This is a genomic window from Marinovum sp. 2_MG-2023, assembly GCF_030548265.1.
Taxonomy (GTDB): domain Bacteria; phylum Pseudomonadota; class Alphaproteobacteria; order Rhodobacterales; family Rhodobacteraceae; genus Marinovum.
Genome location: NZ_JAUOSD010000002.1, coordinates 373,074 through 388,882, shown reverse-complemented (window position 1 = coordinate 388,882; position 15,809 = coordinate 373,074). Strand labels below are relative to the sequence as shown.

The 15,809-nt window shown below is 61.2% G+C and carries 16 protein-coding genes; 12 read left to right on the top strand and 4 right to left on the bottom strand.

The annotated features are described in order from the left end of the window. Positions 1-195 precede the first annotated feature (195 nt). Genes Q4577_RS04640 through Q4577_RS04625 form a run of 4 tightly spaced genes read right to left on the bottom strand, consistent with a single transcriptional unit; the run spans position 196 to position 3,930 of the window. Positions 196-1,104: an amidohydrolase gene (locus Q4577_RS04640; RefSeq protein WP_303468439.1), complete on the bottom strand. Its 909-nt coding sequence runs from the start codon at positions 1,102-1,104 to the stop codon at positions 196-198. Continuing rightward, positions 1,104-1,844, bottom strand: coding sequence for an SDR family NAD(P)-dependent oxidoreductase (locus tag Q4577_RS04635; protein ID WP_303468440.1), 741 nt, complete (start codon positions 1,842-1,844; stop codon positions 1,104-1,106). The genes Q4577_RS04640 and Q4577_RS04635 overlap by 1 nt, the downstream gene beginning before the upstream one ends. Then, positions 1,841-2,914 carry a Gfo/Idh/MocA family protein gene (locus tag Q4577_RS04630; RefSeq protein WP_303468441.1) on the bottom strand — a complete coding sequence of 358 codons (1,074 nt, stop codon included), beginning with the start codon at positions 2,912-2,914 and terminating at the stop codon, positions 1,841-1,843. The genes Q4577_RS04635 and Q4577_RS04630 overlap by 4 nt, the downstream gene beginning before the upstream one ends. After that, positions 2,911-3,930: a LacI family DNA-binding transcriptional regulator gene (locus Q4577_RS04625; RefSeq protein ID WP_303468444.1), complete on the bottom strand. Its 1,020-nt coding sequence runs from the start codon at positions 3,928-3,930 to the stop codon at positions 2,911-2,913. The genes Q4577_RS04630 and Q4577_RS04625 overlap by 4 nt, the downstream gene beginning before the upstream one ends. Positions 3,931-4,142: 212 nt before the next feature. Between Q4577_RS04625 and Q4577_RS04620 the strand changes: the two genes are divergently transcribed. From Q4577_RS04620 to Q4577_RS04565, 12 genes are all read left to right on the top strand, one after another. Beyond that, on the top strand, positions 4,143-5,459 hold the full coding sequence (locus tag Q4577_RS04620; protein WP_303468447.1) for a substrate-binding domain-containing protein: 1,317 nt from the start codon (positions 4,143-4,145) through the stop codon (positions 5,457-5,459). A gap of 37 nt (positions 5,460-5,496) precedes the next feature. Beyond that, positions 5,497-6,381, top strand: coding sequence for a carbohydrate ABC transporter permease (locus Q4577_RS04615; protein WP_303468449.1), 885 nt, complete (start codon positions 5,497-5,499; stop codon positions 6,379-6,381). Continuing rightward, positions 6,378-7,235 carry a carbohydrate ABC transporter permease gene (locus tag Q4577_RS04610; RefSeq protein ID WP_303468450.1) on the top strand — a complete coding sequence of 286 codons (858 nt, stop codon included), beginning with the start codon at positions 6,378-6,380 and terminating at the stop codon, positions 7,233-7,235. The genes Q4577_RS04615 and Q4577_RS04610 overlap by 4 nt, the downstream gene beginning before the upstream one ends. Next, positions 7,232-8,386: an enolase C-terminal domain-like protein gene (locus Q4577_RS04605; RefSeq protein WP_303468451.1), complete on the top strand. Its 1,155-nt coding sequence runs from the start codon at positions 7,232-7,234 to the stop codon at positions 8,384-8,386. Before Q4577_RS04610 ends, Q4577_RS04605 begins: the two co-directional genes overlap by 4 nt. A gap of 4 nt (positions 8,387-8,390) precedes the next feature. Then, positions 8,391-9,455 (top strand): ABC transporter ATP-binding protein, encoded by a 1,065-nt coding sequence (locus Q4577_RS04600; RefSeq protein ID WP_303468452.1) that lies wholly within the window; start codon positions 8,391-8,393, stop codon positions 9,453-9,455. Then, on the top strand, positions 9,452-10,615 hold the full coding sequence (locus Q4577_RS04595; RefSeq protein WP_303468454.1) for an enolase C-terminal domain-like protein: 1,164 nt from the start codon (positions 9,452-9,454) through the stop codon (positions 10,613-10,615). Before Q4577_RS04600 ends, Q4577_RS04595 begins: the two co-directional genes overlap by 4 nt. Continuing rightward, complete coding sequence (locus Q4577_RS04590) at positions 10,612-10,950, top strand: L-rhamnose mutarotase (RefSeq protein WP_303468455.1); 339 nt, start codon at positions 10,612-10,614, stop codon at positions 10,948-10,950. Before Q4577_RS04595 ends, Q4577_RS04590 begins: the two co-directional genes overlap by 4 nt. Further along, positions 10,947-11,855 carry a dihydrodipicolinate synthase family protein gene (locus tag Q4577_RS04585; protein ID WP_303468457.1) on the top strand — a complete coding sequence of 303 codons (909 nt, stop codon included), beginning with the start codon at positions 10,947-10,949 and terminating at the stop codon, positions 11,853-11,855. Before Q4577_RS04590 ends, Q4577_RS04585 begins: the two co-directional genes overlap by 4 nt. Next, a complete protein-coding gene (locus Q4577_RS04580; RefSeq protein WP_303468458.1) occupies positions 11,852-12,694 on the top strand; it encodes a fumarylacetoacetate hydrolase family protein in 843 nt (280 codons plus the stop codon). Before Q4577_RS04585 ends, Q4577_RS04580 begins: the two co-directional genes overlap by 4 nt. Before the next feature lie 158 nt (positions 12,695-12,852). Then, entirely contained in the window at positions 12,853-13,878 is a 1,026-nt protein-coding gene (locus tag Q4577_RS04575; protein WP_303468459.1) for a LacI family DNA-binding transcriptional regulator, read from the top strand. 132 nt (positions 13,879-14,010) lie between these two features. Beyond that, the gene (locus Q4577_RS04570) at positions 14,011-15,033 is read left to right on the top strand and encodes a hydroxyacid dehydrogenase (protein ID WP_303468460.1); all 1,023 of its coding nucleotides are present in this window, start codon (positions 14,011-14,013) and stop codon (positions 15,031-15,033) included. After that, positions 15,030-15,806, top strand: a complete 777-nt coding sequence (locus Q4577_RS04565; RefSeq protein ID WP_303468461.1) for a sugar phosphate isomerase/epimerase — start codon at positions 15,030-15,032, stop codon at positions 15,804-15,806. Before Q4577_RS04570 ends, Q4577_RS04565 begins: the two co-directional genes overlap by 4 nt. Positions 15,807-15,809: the final 3 nt, after the last annotated feature.

Sequence of the window (15,809 nt, the reverse complement as noted above, 5' to 3'; positions counted from 1 at the left end):
CCGATCTCCCTTAGTCTTTTGGGGGAGAGTGACATTCCTGAATTGCTCATGGGTGACATTTTAGCTTTGCGGCTACAGAGGCCGCGCCCCATAATCAGGATTATGTTATTTTCCGCCGGGGCACGCAGAAGGCCACAATCCACAAGCAGGCGCAGCAACGCCACAGCATCATGCCGGAACAGGCAGCACACACGCCTACAGCCGGTAAACCCGTCGCGCGGTGTCCGAGAATATGGCACGCAGGCTGGCCTTGGGCTGATCTGCCAACAGAATTTGCAATTGCTCGAACTGGCGTCCAAGCGGGCAATTGACTGCCTCAACCGGCAGGTTAGAGCCATAAAGCACCCGCTCTGGTCCCAGGCTGGCCAGCAGATGCGTCACATGCGGAGCCAGGGCAGCGGCCTGCCAGTTTCGGTCAACAGTCCAGAGCCCGGAAAGTTTGACAAAGACATTCTTTGCCTCGGCCAACGCCGAAATCCCCGTATGCCAATCCGCCAGATTGCCCGGTTGGTCCGGTTCCAGCGTGGCAAAATGGTTCAGGACAATCGTCAGGCCGGGAAAGGCACGCGCGAGGTCAAGAACGTCACGCAATTGCGCCGGGACAACCACACATTCGAGGCACAGACCGGCCTCTTCCAGCAAGGGCAGAACCCCGCGAAACCGGTCATTGGCAAGAACACCGGGCCGGTTCGCCACCCGCCAGCGCCCCGCGTCATCCCAGGCGACCGGGGTGCGGATGCCGCGCAAGGCCGGCGATTGCAGATGGGCGGCAATTTGGGCCTCGGCCTCTGGTGTGGTCAGATCGACCTCGGCCACAATCGCGGTCGGCCAGCCGGTGCTGTCTGACAAATCCTGCACCCAGCGGGTTTCGTCCACCGGATCAGCCGCGCCGCAATTGGCCTGCACATGCACGCTTGCCGATAGTGGCAAGTCGCCAAAACCCGCGCGGTAATCCGCCGGAAGGAAATCCCGGCGGATACCGGCCTTGTCCCCGAAACGCGCGGGCGGCGCATCGGGGGCAAGCCAGCGGTAGGGAAAGCGCGACAGCTCCCAAAAATGATGATGGGCGTCGACCAGCGCGATCCCGTCCAGCCAATGCGCCATCAATACGTCGCCCGACCACCCGAAAGATCAAAGACCGAGGAGGTGGTGAAGCTGTTTTCCTTTGAGCAGAGCCAGGCAATCATAGCCGCGGCCTCGTCAAGCTCAAGGAACCGGCCACGCGGGATCTTTGACAGCATATAGTCGATATGCTCCTGTTTCATCTGGTCAAAAATCCGCGTGCGCGCGGCGGCGGGCGTCACACAGTTCACCGCAATATCCTTGTCCGCCAGTTCCTTGCCCAGCGACTTAGTCAATCCAATCACACCGGCCTTTGACGCGGAATAGGCGCTGGCCATTGGGTTGCCCTCTTTCCCCGCGACCGAGGCGATATTGACGATGCGGCCATAGCCCTGTTCGCTCATGGCGGGCACAACGGCGCGGTTGACGTGAAAGGTGCCAAGCAGGTTGATTTCGGTGATCTGGCGAAATTCCTCGACCGGGTAATCGGCCAGCGGCCCGTTTGAGCCCGCAATCCCGGCAGAGTTCACAAGGATATCGGCGCGACCAGCGGTGTCGAGCGTGGTTTTCATCGCCGCTTCGACGCTGGCCCAGTCCGAGACGTCGACCTCACAGGCGAATGCGCCGCCGCCGATTTCCGCAGCGGCCGTGTCGGCCAGCGCCTTGTCACGATCCCAAAGCACCAGACGGGCACCGCCCTGGGCAAGACGATTGGCGACCGCACGGCCGATGCCCTGCGCGCCCCCGGTGACAATGGCGGTCTGGTTGGTAAAATCGGTCATTCTGCGGCTGCCTTCTGGTCTTGTGTGATAATCTGTTCCGCCCCTCGGGCCTTGCCCGAGGCGACGATGGCAAATAGCGTTTCGACGGCGCGCGCGCCGACCTCTCCGGGGCTTTCGTTGCGTCCCTGCCCCAGCCCGATGTCGACCAGCCGATTGGCCGGCCCTTCGCAGCTGTATTTCCACGCGCCTTCCGGCACCTCTGCGACATGGGTTTCGCCGTCGGGAAGTTTCAGCACCAATCGCTCGGTCTCGATGTCCAACAACACCGAACCATGGCTGCCATAGATGCGGATGTCGACCTCGAATCCATGGCCGTTCGGCACCCCGCAGCTGCCGGAAAAGACGCCGGTCGCGCCGTTTTCAAACCGGACCGCTGCCGCGTCATGCAGGTCGATGGTCGAAGGCGCCTCGAACAGCACAGAGCGTGCCGAAGCACAGCGCAGATCGGTCAGCCAGTAAAGGATGCCAAGCGCATGCGAGAGCTGGCCATAGGCATAGCCTCCACCCTGATCCGGGGCCTCCCATGTGCTGCGATCGGGTTGAATGGCGATGTGGTTCCAATTGGCCAACCGCCCGCCGGAAAAGATACTGCGGGTAAAGGATGCCATGTGGCACACCACATGTTCGATCTCTCCGATCTGGCTCACCATGTCGCGCATCGCATCAAGACCGGGCTTGTAGTTCCAGCCATAGGCCACCAGCAATTCGCGCCCTGCGGCCTCTGCCACCCTGACCAGATCCCAAGCCTGGGCCGGGTCAAGGCACATCGGTTTTTCCACCAGCACATGACAGCCCTTTTCAAGGAACGCCTTGGCCTGTTCATAGTGCAGATTATGCGGCGAAGAGATCACTGCGATGTCGATGTCGCGGTCCAGCACCGCGCGCCAGTCTTCGGTCGCAAAGGCAAAGCCGAATTCATCGGCGATCAGATCCAGTTCCTTGCGCCCAAGCCGACAGACGGAATCGAGGACAACCTCTTTGCGCGCCGCCAGAACCGGAATGTGCATACGATAGGCGAAATGCCCGGCGCCGATAATCGCGGCCCGGACGGGGCCGTTGGATGAAGTCATGTGCTTTCCCTGATTTGGAGGTGATAGCCGATGTCATGGGTGGCGGCGTTTTCCGCCTTGCCCTCCAGCCGGTCCATCACCAGGCTGGCCGAGCGTTCCCCGATGGCACGGCCCTTGATTTGGACAGTGGTCATTGGCACCGGCAGCAGCGCCGAAAGGCTAAGATCGCCAAAACCGGCGATGGCCACGTCATCTGGCACGCTGATGCCGTTCGACAGACACCACAGCATCGCGCCATGGGCGGGAAGTTCCGCGAGAAAGAAGATGGCATCCGGTTTTTTCTTGCGCGCCAAAAGCTTGGGGATCAGCGCAATTCCGCCCTCGATGGTGGCGGGGTTTTCGAATTCGACGATTGTGTCATCGGTGACACTGCGCCCCGCCCCGCGCATCGCATCAACAAAGCCGCGCGTCCGGTCCGCCGCCTGGTCGTTGTTTTGCGATGATCCCCCGATCACGACGATATCTTCATATCCCCGCTCAATCAGATAGCGGGTCATCTCGACCGCAGCGGCGTAATTGTCGAATCCCACGGCAGTATCAATCGCATCCTCGCGCAGGTTCCAGGCCTCGACCACGGGGCCGCTGAATTTATCCAGCAGCTTGCGCGTGGTGTCGGTATGGGAAAAGCCGGTGACAATGATCGCATCGGCCTGCCGGGCGATAAAGGTGCGCACCGCTTCTTCTTCTTTCTGCGGCGACCAGTCGGACACCGCGAGCAGCATTTGTTGCTTCTTCGGCTCCAGCACCCGGCTGACGCCCTGTGCAAAATCGGCAAAAAGCGAACTGGCCAGGATCGGCACGACAACGCCAATCATGTCTGACCGCTGCGACACCAGCGAGCGCGCCGTGAGGTTGGGAATATAGCCGATTTCATCAATGGTGCGCTGGATCTTGGCGCGCGTGTCGGCATGCACCGTTTCGGGCTGGCGCAATGCGCGCGACACAGTAATCAGCGACAGCCCCGAGGCTTTCGACACGTCCTTGAGCGTCACTTTCTTGCTGTTGACCTGCGCCATAAGCGGCCTCCTTCCGGCGTTTGATTGCTGGGTTGGTAATTTCCACCGGCCGAGGGTGCGCCACGGCGGCGGTAAAGACAATACAGCAAATTTGCCATTGACACACGAGTATCATTGCCCATAACGTCCGTCAATAGCGAATGACACTCGTATGTCATTCGAAACTGCCGCATCTCGCGGATCGCCATTCACGGCACTAGAGGGAGGACTACATGTCAAATTCAATCAGCCGCCGCAGGTTCCTGGGCACCACCGCCGCCGTCGGCGCGGCCACGTTTTTGCCGGGCACGCCCGCATTGGCCGCCAATGGCGAGATCTCGGTCTGGAAATTCGGCGGCACGCCGCAAGAGGTCGAAGTCTGGGCACAGCGCAATGATGCCTTCAGCGCAACTCAGCCGGATGTCGACCTGAAGTATTCCTATTTCAACGGCCAAATCCGCCGTCAAAAGATCCTGGCCGGTTTTCAGACCAACCGTCTGGCTGATGTGATTATTGCCTTTGGGCAGGACATCCCCGAATTCGCCGGTTTTGGCATGATCCAGCCGCTTGACGACATTGCCGGGGACAAGATGGCGGGCTGGAAAGACCGCATTGTGCCCGAGGTTCTGGAATCGGGCATGCATGACGGCAAACTCTATGCGCTGCCGACCTATGTGGATATGGCCAGCTTCCTGGCGATCAACCTTGATGCGCTGGAAGAGGCCGGTTTTGACCGTCCGCCGGAAACCTGGGACGAGCTGCGCGAATACGCCAAGGCAATGACAAAGCCCGACCTCCCCGGCATCGCCTTCCCGGCCACCACGGCACCGGTGGACATCAACATTTTCGAAGGTCTCGCCTATGCCAATGGCGGTCGGATCTTTGACGAGGAAAGCGGCAAGGTCACGCTGAACGATCCCGGTGTTGTCGATGCGCTGCAATTCTATGTCGATCTGATCTCGGACGGCTCGACCCCCGCCAACACCTCCTTGACCGAAACCTTCTTCCGCGACACCGCGCAGCTGTTTGGTCAGGGCCGGTCGGCGATGTGGATCGGGCTTTCCTGGCTCAATACGCCCTGGGGTGTGAACGACGATGTGCGCTGGACCGGCGTGCCGATGCCGAAACCCGACGCCCCCACCGGCAGTTATGAGCCGGTCAATGCGATCATGGATGGCACCGCCATGCTGATGGTGTCGTCGCGGTCAAAGAACCCCGAAGCGGCAATGGAATATGTCGACTTCTGGTCACAGAACGATCAGCTCGAAATCTGGGGCGGCCAGCCAGAAATCGCGCGCATTCCGGCCGGCAAGGCCGCCTGGGACAATGCCGAATTGAAAGAAGCCTGGCCGAACTGGGTCAAGGCCTATGACGAGGGCAGCCTGTTCCAGGGTGGCGCACCGATGCCGCGTTTCATTGGCGTTTCGGCCATTGAATCCGCGCTTGGCACCGCGATCCAACAGGCCATCCTCGGCCAGAAGACGCCGCAGGAAGCCCTGGATGAAGCGACAACGGCCGCCCAAGGCCAGATCGACCTGATCCGCGGCTAAGCCGTCAACACACTCGAATAAAAAGGAGGGCCTGACGATGCTGCGAAGCGATCGTTTACTGGCGTATGCCTTGATCTTGCCCGTGGTGGCCGCCGTCGTGGCGTTTGTTGTCGGGCCCACTTACAACGTGGCCACGCTCAGCCTCACCCAGGTGGTGATGGGGATGGAACGCGGCTTTGGCACGCTTGGAAATTTCAAGGCGCTGGCCGCTGATCCGGTCTTTGGGCTGGTTCTGAAAAACACCGCGATCTGGATTCTCGGTGGCACATTTCTTTGTGTCACCGTGGGCTTGGGCGTGGGGACATTCCTGGCAATTGACGGCCGCTTGACCGGCTGGTTGCGCGCGCTGATCCTGTTGCCCTGGGTGTTGCCCGATGTGGTGACGGCGATGGCGTGGAAATGGATGCTGCACGGACAGGTGGGCATCATCGGCCAGACCCTGCAACAAAGCGGGCTGACCGAGGGCACGATTTCCTTCATGGGTGATCCTGACCTTGTGATGTGGATGCTGGTGGTGGTGCTGATCTGGCGCAAGATGCCGCTGGTGGCGCTGATCCTGTGCGCCGCGATCCGCGCTGTGCCGGATGATCAGGTCGAAGCGGCCCGGATGGATGGCGCCAATGCCGTCGAGCGGTTCCGCTTTGTCACCCTGCCCAATATCGCCTTTTCGCTGACTGCCGTGACCGTGATTTCGATGATCTGGATCACCGCGGAATTCGCCCTGCCCTGGATCATGACCGGCGGCGGCCCCGCCAATGCCAGCCAGATCATGGCGACCTACATCTATCAACAGAGCTTCGAATTCTTCAACTGGGGCGTCGCCTCGGCCATGTCGGTGATCAACCTCGTGATGCTGGCCTCGATCGTGGCGCTCTATCTTTATGTCAATCGCCGCTCCTGGGCGTCGGAGGGTCAGAAATGAACGAACAACCCCGCACGCTTTACTGGGTTTTCCTCAGCTTTGTCGGCCTCATAATCTCGCTCTATGTGTTGTTTCCGGTGTTCTGGCTGTTCCTTGCGTCGTTCAAGACACAGGCAGAGCTGGCACAGCTGCCGGTGTCCTTCTGGCCGGAATCGCCGACGCTGGATGCTTACAAGGCGCTGTTTTCACCCACCCACCAAAAGGGGCAATTGCTGGATTGGCCGCAGTTGATCGGCAACAGCTTCTTCATCGCCATCAGCTCGACCGTGATCGTTTTGGTCTTTGGCACGCTGGCGGGCTATGCCTTTGCCCGGCTGAACTTCCCCGGTCGCGACCTTATCCTGGGCGGGCTGTTGATCAGCCGGATGTTTCAGGGCGCGGCGCTGTTGCTGCCGACCTATCGGTTGATGTCGATGATCGGATTGCAGGACAGCTTGTTTGGCCTCGTGCTGCTCTATTCCGCCTTTGGTCTGCCGTTTGCGACCTGGATCATCGCGTCATCCCTGCGTGAGATCCCCAAGGAACTGGAAGAAAGCGCCATGATCGACGGTGCCAGCCGGTTGCAAAGCATGGTCATGGTGGTGTTGCCGCTGGCGACGCCGGCGCTGATCACCGCCTCGATGTGGCACTTTGTCGGCGCATGGTCGGAATTCGCCTTTGCCTCGATCCTGTTGGAATCCAATGAAAACAAGACCGTGACCATCGGATTGGCCAGCTTTGTCGAACTCTTCACGCTGGAATTCCAATATGTCGGTGCCGCCGCAACCATTGTGGCCCTGCCGATCATGTTGGTGTTCTTCTTCGGCCAGCGTTACTTCACACGCGGTCTGTTGGCCGGGGCGGTCAAGGGATGAAGATCACCTCGATCACTGCGCGGGCCGTGGATTGCGGCTTCAATTCCCAGAAGCTGCAAACCAGCCGCGTCGCCGCGCCCATGTCCCGCTTTCCCCGCTTTGCCGAGCAGAGGGCAAGCTGGATGTGGCCCACGAAAAAGGTCTTTGTCCGGGTCACGGGCGAAGACGGCAGCACCGGCTGGGGCTGCACCAATGGTGGCGAAATCGTCGAAATGATCGTCAATGCGCATCTTTCGCGGCTGTTGGTCGGCGAAGATCTGAAGGATCTGGCGCTGCTCAATGACCAGATGGCGGCGTCGCTCTTGCCCAACGACCGGTCCGGCTTTGCGATGATGGCGGTGGCTGGTGTTGATATCGCGCTTTGGGATCTATCTGCCAAAGCCGCCAACGAGCCGCTGCTAGAGATCCTCGGCGGCGCGGATGTAGACGACCTCCCCGTCTACATGACAACCCCGCGCCCCGAGGCCTTTGCCGGCGGGCCGTTTCACGGGCTGAAGGCCGCAGCGCCATATGGGCCGGAATCGGGTGATGAGGGGCTGAAAGCCAACATCGCGCTGATGCACCGCTTTGCCGAGGCCGCAGGCGAAGGCGTGCCGATCATGATCGACGCCTTCCTTGCGTGGGACGCGGATTACACCCTGCGTTTTGCCGAAGGCGTGGCCGATCTGAACGTCAAATGGATCGAAGACCCGATCCATCCACAGGACATCGACGGATTGCAGAAGATCCGCCGCGAAATGGACCCGGAAATCGCGCTGGCGCTTGGCAATTTTGCCTTCTCGCGCGCCGATTGCGCCGACCTGCTGCGCTCGGGCGTGGTGGGGGTGTTGCAACCGGACGTGGCCTGGGCCGGCGGCGTGACCGAGGCGCTGCGCATCCTCGACATGGCCGAAGCGGCGCAGGTGCCGGTCATCCTCCACAACACCTGCGAACAGCCCTGGGCGCTGGCTATCGCCGCAGCTCGTCAAACAAACGCGCTGGTCGAATGCGTCGACCGTGGCGAAACCTCGCCGCTTTACGAATTGATGGCCCCGCGCCCTGACCTGACCGGCGGCCGCGTCGCCACCCCCCGTGACCCCAAGGGCCACCGCCCGCCCGCACATGTGCAGGAGGCCTTTGGCCCCGCCGCAACTGAAACCAAGGAAGGATAGACCCATGGGCTCTGTCGCACTTAGAAACATCCGCAAATCCTATGGCGCTGTCGAGGTCCTGCATGGCATCGACCTCGATATTCGCGACGGTGAATTCACCGTGCTGGTCGGCCCGTCGGGCTGTGGCAAATCCACCCTGCTGCGGTCGATTGCCGGGCTGGAAACCATATCGGGCGGCGATATCGCCATCGACGAAACCGTAATCAACACGCTGGTCCCAAAAGACCGCGACATCGCCATGGTGTTTCAAAATTATGCGCTTTACCCGCATATGAGCGTCGCCAAGAACATGGCGTTTTCGCTGCGTCTGGCGAAACAGCCAAAGGACGAAATCGACCGCAAGGTGAACGCCGCCGCCGAGATCCTTGACCTGACGCCGCTGCTTGACCGCTATCCCCGCCAGCTCTCGGGGGGGCAGCGTCAACGGGTGGCGATGGGCCGCGCCATTGTGCGCGATCCCAAGGTGTTCCTGTTTGACGAACCCCTGTCGAACCTTGATGCCAAGCTGCGGGTGCAGATGCGCTCCGAGATCAAGGAGCTGCACCAGCGGCTTAAAACCACCACGATCTATGTTACCCATGACCAGATCGAAGCCATGACCATGGCCGACCGGATTGTGGTCATGCGCGGTGGCCATGTCGAACAGATCGGCACCCCGCTGGAGCTGTATGACAATCCGGCCAGTATCTTTGTTGCCGGCTTCATCGGCTCGCCTGCGATGAACTTTATCCCCGCGCGGGCGAATGGCGCGATGCTGGAAACCGAAGACGGCGCACCGCTGGGTCAGGCCCCGGTGCCGCTCAGCCACGGCCAGCCCGTCACCGCCGGTTTCCGCCCCGAGGACATCCGCCTGTCTGACACGGGCATCCCCGCCAAACTCGCGTTGATCGAACCCACCGGCGCGGAAACCCAGCTGACGCTGCGCGCGGGCGCCAACTCGATCATCATGACCACGCGCGAGCGTGTCAGCCAGTCGATCGGCGATCTGGTGCATTTTTCGGTCATGCCGGGCAAGCTGCACGGGTTTGACCCCAAAACCGAAGAGGCCCTGCGCGGAGGGCATCAATGAAAATCACCGATGTCCGCGTAATCCGGTTTCGCACCCATGCCGACCGCTGGGATATTGGCCATGCGCAATTGAAACCCAAGGCCGAGGTGCATCAGACGATCACCTGTATCGACACCGACGAAGGTCTGACCGGCTATTTCCTTGGCGGTGGCAAACATGGCGATCAGGATGGCATGGGGCCGGACGAACAGCGCCTGATCGAGGGCCAGGTCCGCGACATGATCCTCGGTGCCGATCCGCTGGATCGCGAGCTGATCTGGAAATGGATGTGGGTGCGCAACATCCCCGAAGTGGCGCAAAGCGTGATTGATTGCGCGCTCTGGGATCTGGCGGGCCGTCATGCGGGCCTGCCGGTTTACAAGCTGATGGGCGGGGCGCGTGACAAGGTGCCGGCCTATGCCTCGACCTATCCCAATATCGGCCTGCCACAGGTCTATGCCGAACATGCGCTGGAATGCAAAGCCCAGGGCTATCAGGCCTACAAGATCCATCCGCATTACTTCTGGAACCCCGAAACCGGCAAACCCACCAATGGCCGCCCGTCAAACATCCGCTTTGACATCGAAACCATCAACCTCGTGCGCGAGGCCGTGGGGCCGGACATGGTGTTGATGTATGATGTCTGGGGCACCTATCACACCATCGAAGAGACCATAAAGGTTGGCCGCGAGCTGGAGAAGAACGACTTCTACTGGTTCGAACATCCGATGCCGGAATATAGGGTCGAAAGCTATCGCCGCCTGTGCCGCGAGCTGTCGATCCCGATCCTTGCGCCCGAAATTGCCGCCGGGGGTGTCTTTACCCGCGCCGAATGGATTCTTCAGGGGGCATCAGACATGAGCCGCATGGACATTCGCCGTGGCGGCGTCACCGGATGCCGCAAGACCGCCGTGGTCTGCGAGGCCTTTGGCCAACGCTGCGAGATCCACATGGCGGGCTGGGGCAATCTTCAGGTCATGGGCGCGACATCGGAAGATACCAGCGAATGGTACGAAAAGGGGCTGTTGGCGCCGGGCGTCGATTACGACGCGCCGCATCCCTATCTGAAACGCAATTGCGATCCGATGGACGGTGAGGGCTATGTGCACCTGCCGCAGGCGCCGGGGCTGGGATATGAGATCATCTGGGATCACATCGACGACAACAGGATTGCGGCATGACGCTTTATCGCCGTGCCTGGACCATGCAGCTGCGCGAAGGGGCCGAAGCCGCCTATGAGGCCGCCCACGCCACGATCTGGCCCGAGATGCAGGAGCAGATGCAATCCAGTGGCATCATACGCTTCTTTCTCTATCGCTCTGGCCAGACGATCTTTGCCTTTCAGGAACGTGATCGCCCGTTTACCGGCACAACCGCCCCCCCCAGCGGAGTGACAGCCCGCTGGTGGCGCGAGATGGCACCGCTGATGGAGACCGAGGGCGCCGATCACAAACCTGTCCACCACGAATTGCGCGAGGTTTTCGCGCTCGACACCACCATGGAGGCCGAGACATGACCGGAATCGAGGGCATTGTGCCCATCCTTCTGACGCCGTTCCGCAGCGATCTGAGCATTGACTATGCCAGCCTGCGCCGCGAGGTCGATGCCACACTTGCCACCGGCGTGCATGGCATCGGCATCGCCATCGGCAGCGAAATCTTCAAACTTACCCCGGACGAGCGCCGCGAGATCCTGCGCGCCGTGGTCGATCAGGTCGAAGGCCAGGTGCCGGTGATCATGAACACCTCGGCCCCCGGCACCGCGCCCGCCGTGCAACTGGCAACCGAGGCCGCAGAGGCCGGGGCGGATCGACTGATGATCTGGCCGCCGGACTTCTTTGCGCTGGGGCCTGACCCGGTGATCGAACATCTGTCGCGCATCGCCGAGGCGGCCAATTTGCCGATCATCCTCCAGGACGTGCCGCAAGCGCCAATCTCGCCCGCGCTGGCCCTGCGCATTGCCGAGACCGTGCCGCTGGTCGATACCATCAAGGTCGAAACCAACCCCACCGTGGCCCAGGCCGGTGCCATGGTGCGCGCGGTCGCGGGCAAGCTTACCGTGTTGGGCGGCGCGGGCGGCGGCACCCTGGTCGAGGAACACCGGCGTGGCGCGCGTGGCACGATGCCCTTTGCCAGCCAGGCGGCGGAATTCATGGCCGTCTGGACCGCATTGGAAGAAGGCCGCGAAGACGACGCCGCACAGATCATCGAAACCCAGATCCTGCCGGTCAGCCGGTTGGGATTTCAGTCCGGCGATATGTTCTATCACGTGCACAAGGCGCTGCTGAAACAGGACGGTGTCTTTGCCAACACCCTCGTGCGGCCGCCCACCGCGCAACCGGATGAGATCACTCTCAGCGAATTGGAACGGCTGCTCCGCCGCACCGCGAAACCCGTAGAAAGACACAAGGAAACCGCATGAAACTTCTCCGCACTGGCCCCGAAAACGCCGAACGCCCGGCGCTCTTGCACAGCGACGGCACGATCCGCGACCTCTCTGGCGTGGTGGATGACATTGGCGGCGACACACTGACGCCTGCGGGCCTCGACAGGGTGCGCGCTGTCAACGCCGGTGATCTGCCGGTCGTGGATGCGGGCACCCGGATTGGCGCTTGCGTCGGCGGCGTCGGCAAATTCATCTGCATCGGTCTCAACTATGCCGACCATGCCGAAGAAAGCGGCATGGCGGTGCCGACAGAGCCGGTGATCTTCATGAAGGCCACCTCGGCGATCTGTGGCCCGAATGACGACGTGATCCTGCCGCCCGGTGCCGAAAAAGGCGACTGGGAGGTCGAGCTGGGCGTCGTGATCGGCAAAGAGGCGAAAAACATTTCCGAAGCAGACGCACTGGATCATGTGGCCGGCTATTGCGTGATCAATGATGTGTCGGAACGGGCCTTTCAGCTTGAACACGGCGGTCAGTGGGTCAAAGGCAAATCGGCCGACACATTCGGGCCGACCGGTCCGTGGCTGGTGACCCGTGACGAGGTCGAAGACCCCGCGAACCTGTCCATGTGGCTGGAGCTGAACGGCGAAAAGGTGCAGGACGGTTCCACCAAAACGATGGTGTTCGGTGTGGCGCATGTGGTGTCCTATCTGTCGCGCTACATGTCATTGCAGCCGGGCGATATCATCTCGACCGGGACACCGCCGGGCGTCGGATTGGGCATGACACCGCCCAAGTTCCTGAAGGCAGGCGACAAAATGCGCCTGGGGATCGCGGGCCTGGGCGAACAGCATCAGGTTGTCCGGCAGGGATAGAATACGCCCCCCGCCGGTCTTGCGGCGGGCGAACCACCCCGCCGCCCGCCAAGATTGCGCAAAATCATGCAAAAAACTTGCATTGCCCTCCCTTTCGATCAAGAACAGGGAGGGCATTCATGTTTTCGCCCGATGAAACCTTCAGGCGGGAGTAGCAGATGCGGCAATCCAAAGTCAGACAAGAGGATATCGCACAGGCGGTGGGCGTGTCGGTTTCGACGGTGTCGCGGGTGTTGTCCGGCGCGCCGGGGATCAGCCCCACAACAACGCAAAAGGTGCTGCGCGCCGCTGCCGACCTTGGCACGCCCATCACCCTGCCATCCGATGGCACCGAAATCGTCAATCACCGGATGCAGCGCGCCTTGCTGTTTCTCAAGCAGGTCGATCTGAATTCGGGGTCGGGTTCCATCTATCATTTCGTCATGACCGGCATCCAAAAAGCCGCCCGCCAATACGGATTGCGGATCGAACTGGCCCTGTTGGGCCAGGACGGCAACATCCCCGAAAGCATTCTGGGCGGGTCGGAAACCGGCGTTCTGTTTGCCGGCGTCGATCCATCGCAGGATCTTTTGAAAAGATTGTACGAAACCGGGCATCCGGCGGTGCTTGTCAACGGGCTCGACCCGTCGATGACCCATGATCAGATCGCGCCAAACAACTATCAGGGCGGGCGGCTGGCCGCACAATACCTGATGCAAATGGGACATCGGCGCATTCTTCAGCTGGGCACACGACGTCGGGCGACCCTGGCGGCGCGCACCCAGGGGTTCCTGACCGCGATTGATCAGGCAGAGCTTGAAGGCTTGAATTGCGACTTCATCGAGATGGAAAACGTGACCGAACAGGACGCGCAGATCATCATGAAACGCCTTCTGAACAAAGGGCCCCTGCCCTATTCCGCTGTCTTTTGTTCCGCGGATAGTGTTGCGCTTTCGGTCATGCAAGAATTGCGGATGCGCGGCATCGACGTCCCGCATGAGGTGTCGCTCCTTGGATTCAACGGTTTACCGCTGGCCGAATTCTCTTCGCCCTTGCTCAGCACATTGATCGTGGATTGGGAATATCTGGGGCACGAGGCGATTCGCCTTCTGTGTACGCGCAGCGCCCAGCCCGACCGACCCGCACAACAAATCCTGACGCAGGTGATCCTGAAACAGGCGGAAACGGTGGCGGAACGTATTTAACTGCGAATTGTCAGTCAGTTAAGCGGCAATGCAAGTTTTATGCAAGATTTTTGCATGAAATAGGAATTTCTTGCATTAACGTGCAAACAATGCAAATCTACTTTCGACCGGACGTGTCGCAGGGAGGTTTGGATGCGCTTTTCATCATTGGTTCAACTGACACCAAAAGAGTTCGACATCCATTTTCCCGCCCCCTGTGGTGCTGACCAAATGGCGAAACTGGCGGCGGCAACCAACCTGCTGCACCCCAAACCCATTGCAAATCTGCACGACGCCGCTGTTGTGGCGCATCTGTCAGAGGTCGACATCCTTGTGACCGGCTGGAAGTCCAATCCGATTGACGCGGAATTGCGCCGCAAGATGCCGCGGCTCAAACTGGTGGCGCATCTGGCCGGGACGGTCAAAGGCATCCTTGACCGTGATGCCGCCACGTCCGGCCTGACCGTGATCAGCGGTGCCGAGGCCAATGCCCGCCCCGTTGCCGAATTCACCCTGGCGCATATCCTGCTGCATCTGAAACGGGTCCAGGAATGGCGCGGCGTCTATCACAGCCAGCGGTCGCGCATCGCAACCCGCAGCACAAAACTTGCCGGGACGATCGGCAACACCGGGCGAACCGTCGGCATCATCGGCGCGTCCCGGATCGGACGCCGGGTGGCCGAAGATCTGCGCCGCCATCAGATTGCCGTCCTGCTTCATGACCCTTTTGTCAGCGCCGAAACCGCCGCAGGCTTCGGGGCGAAAAAGGTATCCATGGACGTCCTCCTGTCGCAAAGCGACGTGGTCAGCCTGCACCAGCCGCTGTTGCCCACCACGGAACGCAGCTTCAGCGCGGCGGAATTTGCCCGGATGCGGGACGGGGCGCTGTTGATCAATACTGCGCGCGGGCGGATCATCGACTCTGCGGCGCTGGAAACCGCAATGGCCGATGGGCGGCTGTTTGCGGTGCTGGATGTGACCGACCCCGAACCTTTGCACGACACATCGCCGCTTTGGGACATGCCCAATGTGACGATCACGCCGCATATCGCCGGGTCTTTCGGCTGCGAGGTTTGCGATATGACCGAATTGGTCATCAGCGACATTGCGCGTTTTGCCCGGGGCGAGCCGCTTTTGAACGAGGTCATTATGGCCGATTGGGAGCGGGTGGCATGATCCGCCCCGGTCTTTGCTCGGTCACGTTTCGCGCGCTCACACCGGAGGAGGTCATCGACCTGGCGGCGCGCAATGGCGTGACGGTGATCGAATGGGGTGCTGACAAACATGTGCCGCCGGGCGACCCTCAAAATGCCCGCCGCATCGGCGATCTCTGCCGTGCGCGGGGCGTCGCGCCGGTTTCTTATGGTACTTATGTCCGTGCCGGCACGCCGGATGCGATGCGGGACTTTGGCATGGTTCTGGCAGCGGCCAAGGCGCTTGGCGCGGGCAACATTCGGGTCTGGGCCGGAGAGGCGAAGCGGTCCGACGCGGGCGCGGCGGCGTTCGAAAACGCAGCCCGCGACCTGCACGAAATGGCCCGGATGGCGGCCATGGACGGCATCACCGTCAGCGTCGAATATCACCGCAACACATTGACCGAAGAGGCCGAGGATACGCTGGCGCTGTTTGCCGCCGCCGATCACGACAACCTGTTCAGCTATTGGCAACCGGTTCCGGGACGGGGGCGCGCGCGCTGGCTGGAGGAGCTGGCAATGCTCGCGCCGCACTTGGGCGATTTGCATGTCTTTTTCTGGATCATGACCGATCAGGGCCAGGAACGTCGCCCGCTGGCCGAGGGGGTCGGCGATTGGCGCGCGCTGTTCGACGCATGGACGCCCGCCCCCCGCTGGCCGCACCCGCGCAGTGGTTTTCTTGAATTCGTACGGGCGGATACCGAAAGCCAATTTCAGGACGACGTGCACCACCTGCTGGCACTCTGCCGTCAGTAGACA

What these genes read in the sequence shown, in the direction of transcription:
- Q4577_RS04640 (WP_303468439.1), bottom strand. Translation starts at nt 1,104, where the DNA reads ATGGCGCATTGGCTGGACGGGATCGCGCTGGTCGACGCCCATCATCAT.
- Q4577_RS04635 (WP_303468440.1), bottom strand. Translation starts at nt 1,844, where the DNA reads ATGACCGATTTTACCAACCAGACCGCCATTGTCACCGGGGGCGCGCAG.
- Q4577_RS04630 (WP_303468441.1), bottom strand. Translation starts at nt 2,914, where the DNA reads ATGACTTCATCCAACGGCCCCGTCCGGGCCGCGATTATCGGCGCCGGG.
- Q4577_RS04625 (WP_303468444.1), bottom strand. Translation starts at nt 3,930, where the DNA reads ATGGCGCAGGTCAACAGCAAGAAAGTGACGCTCAAGGACGTGTCGAAA.
- Q4577_RS04620 (WP_303468447.1), top strand. Translation starts at nt 4,143, where the DNA reads ATGTCAAATTCAATCAGCCGCCGCAGGTTCCTGGGCACCACCGCCGCC.
- Q4577_RS04615 (WP_303468449.1), top strand. Translation starts at nt 5,497, where the DNA reads ATGCTGCGAAGCGATCGTTTACTGGCGTATGCCTTGATCTTGCCCGTG.
- Q4577_RS04610 (WP_303468450.1), top strand. Translation starts at nt 6,378, where the DNA reads ATGAACGAACAACCCCGCACGCTTTACTGGGTTTTCCTCAGCTTTGTC.
- Q4577_RS04605 (WP_303468451.1), top strand. Translation starts at nt 7,232, where the DNA reads ATGAAGATCACCTCGATCACTGCGCGGGCCGTGGATTGCGGCTTCAAT.
- Q4577_RS04600 (WP_303468452.1), top strand. Translation starts at nt 8,391, where the DNA reads ATGGGCTCTGTCGCACTTAGAAACATCCGCAAATCCTATGGCGCTGTC.
- Q4577_RS04595 (WP_303468454.1), top strand. Translation starts at nt 9,452, where the DNA reads ATGAAAATCACCGATGTCCGCGTAATCCGGTTTCGCACCCATGCCGAC.
- Q4577_RS04590 (WP_303468455.1), top strand. Translation starts at nt 10,612, where the DNA reads ATGACGCTTTATCGCCGTGCCTGGACCATGCAGCTGCGCGAAGGGGCC.
- Q4577_RS04585 (WP_303468457.1), top strand. Translation starts at nt 10,947, where the DNA reads ATGACCGGAATCGAGGGCATTGTGCCCATCCTTCTGACGCCGTTCCGC.
- Q4577_RS04580 (WP_303468458.1), top strand. Translation starts at nt 11,852, where the DNA reads ATGAAACTTCTCCGCACTGGCCCCGAAAACGCCGAACGCCCGGCGCTC.
- Q4577_RS04575 (WP_303468459.1), top strand. Translation starts at nt 12,853, where the DNA reads ATGCGGCAATCCAAAGTCAGACAAGAGGATATCGCACAGGCGGTGGGC.
- Q4577_RS04570 (WP_303468460.1), top strand. Translation starts at nt 14,011, where the DNA reads ATGCGCTTTTCATCATTGGTTCAACTGACACCAAAAGAGTTCGACATC.
- Q4577_RS04565 (WP_303468461.1), top strand. Translation starts at nt 15,030, where the DNA reads ATGATCCGCCCCGGTCTTTGCTCGGTCACGTTTCGCGCGCTCACACCG.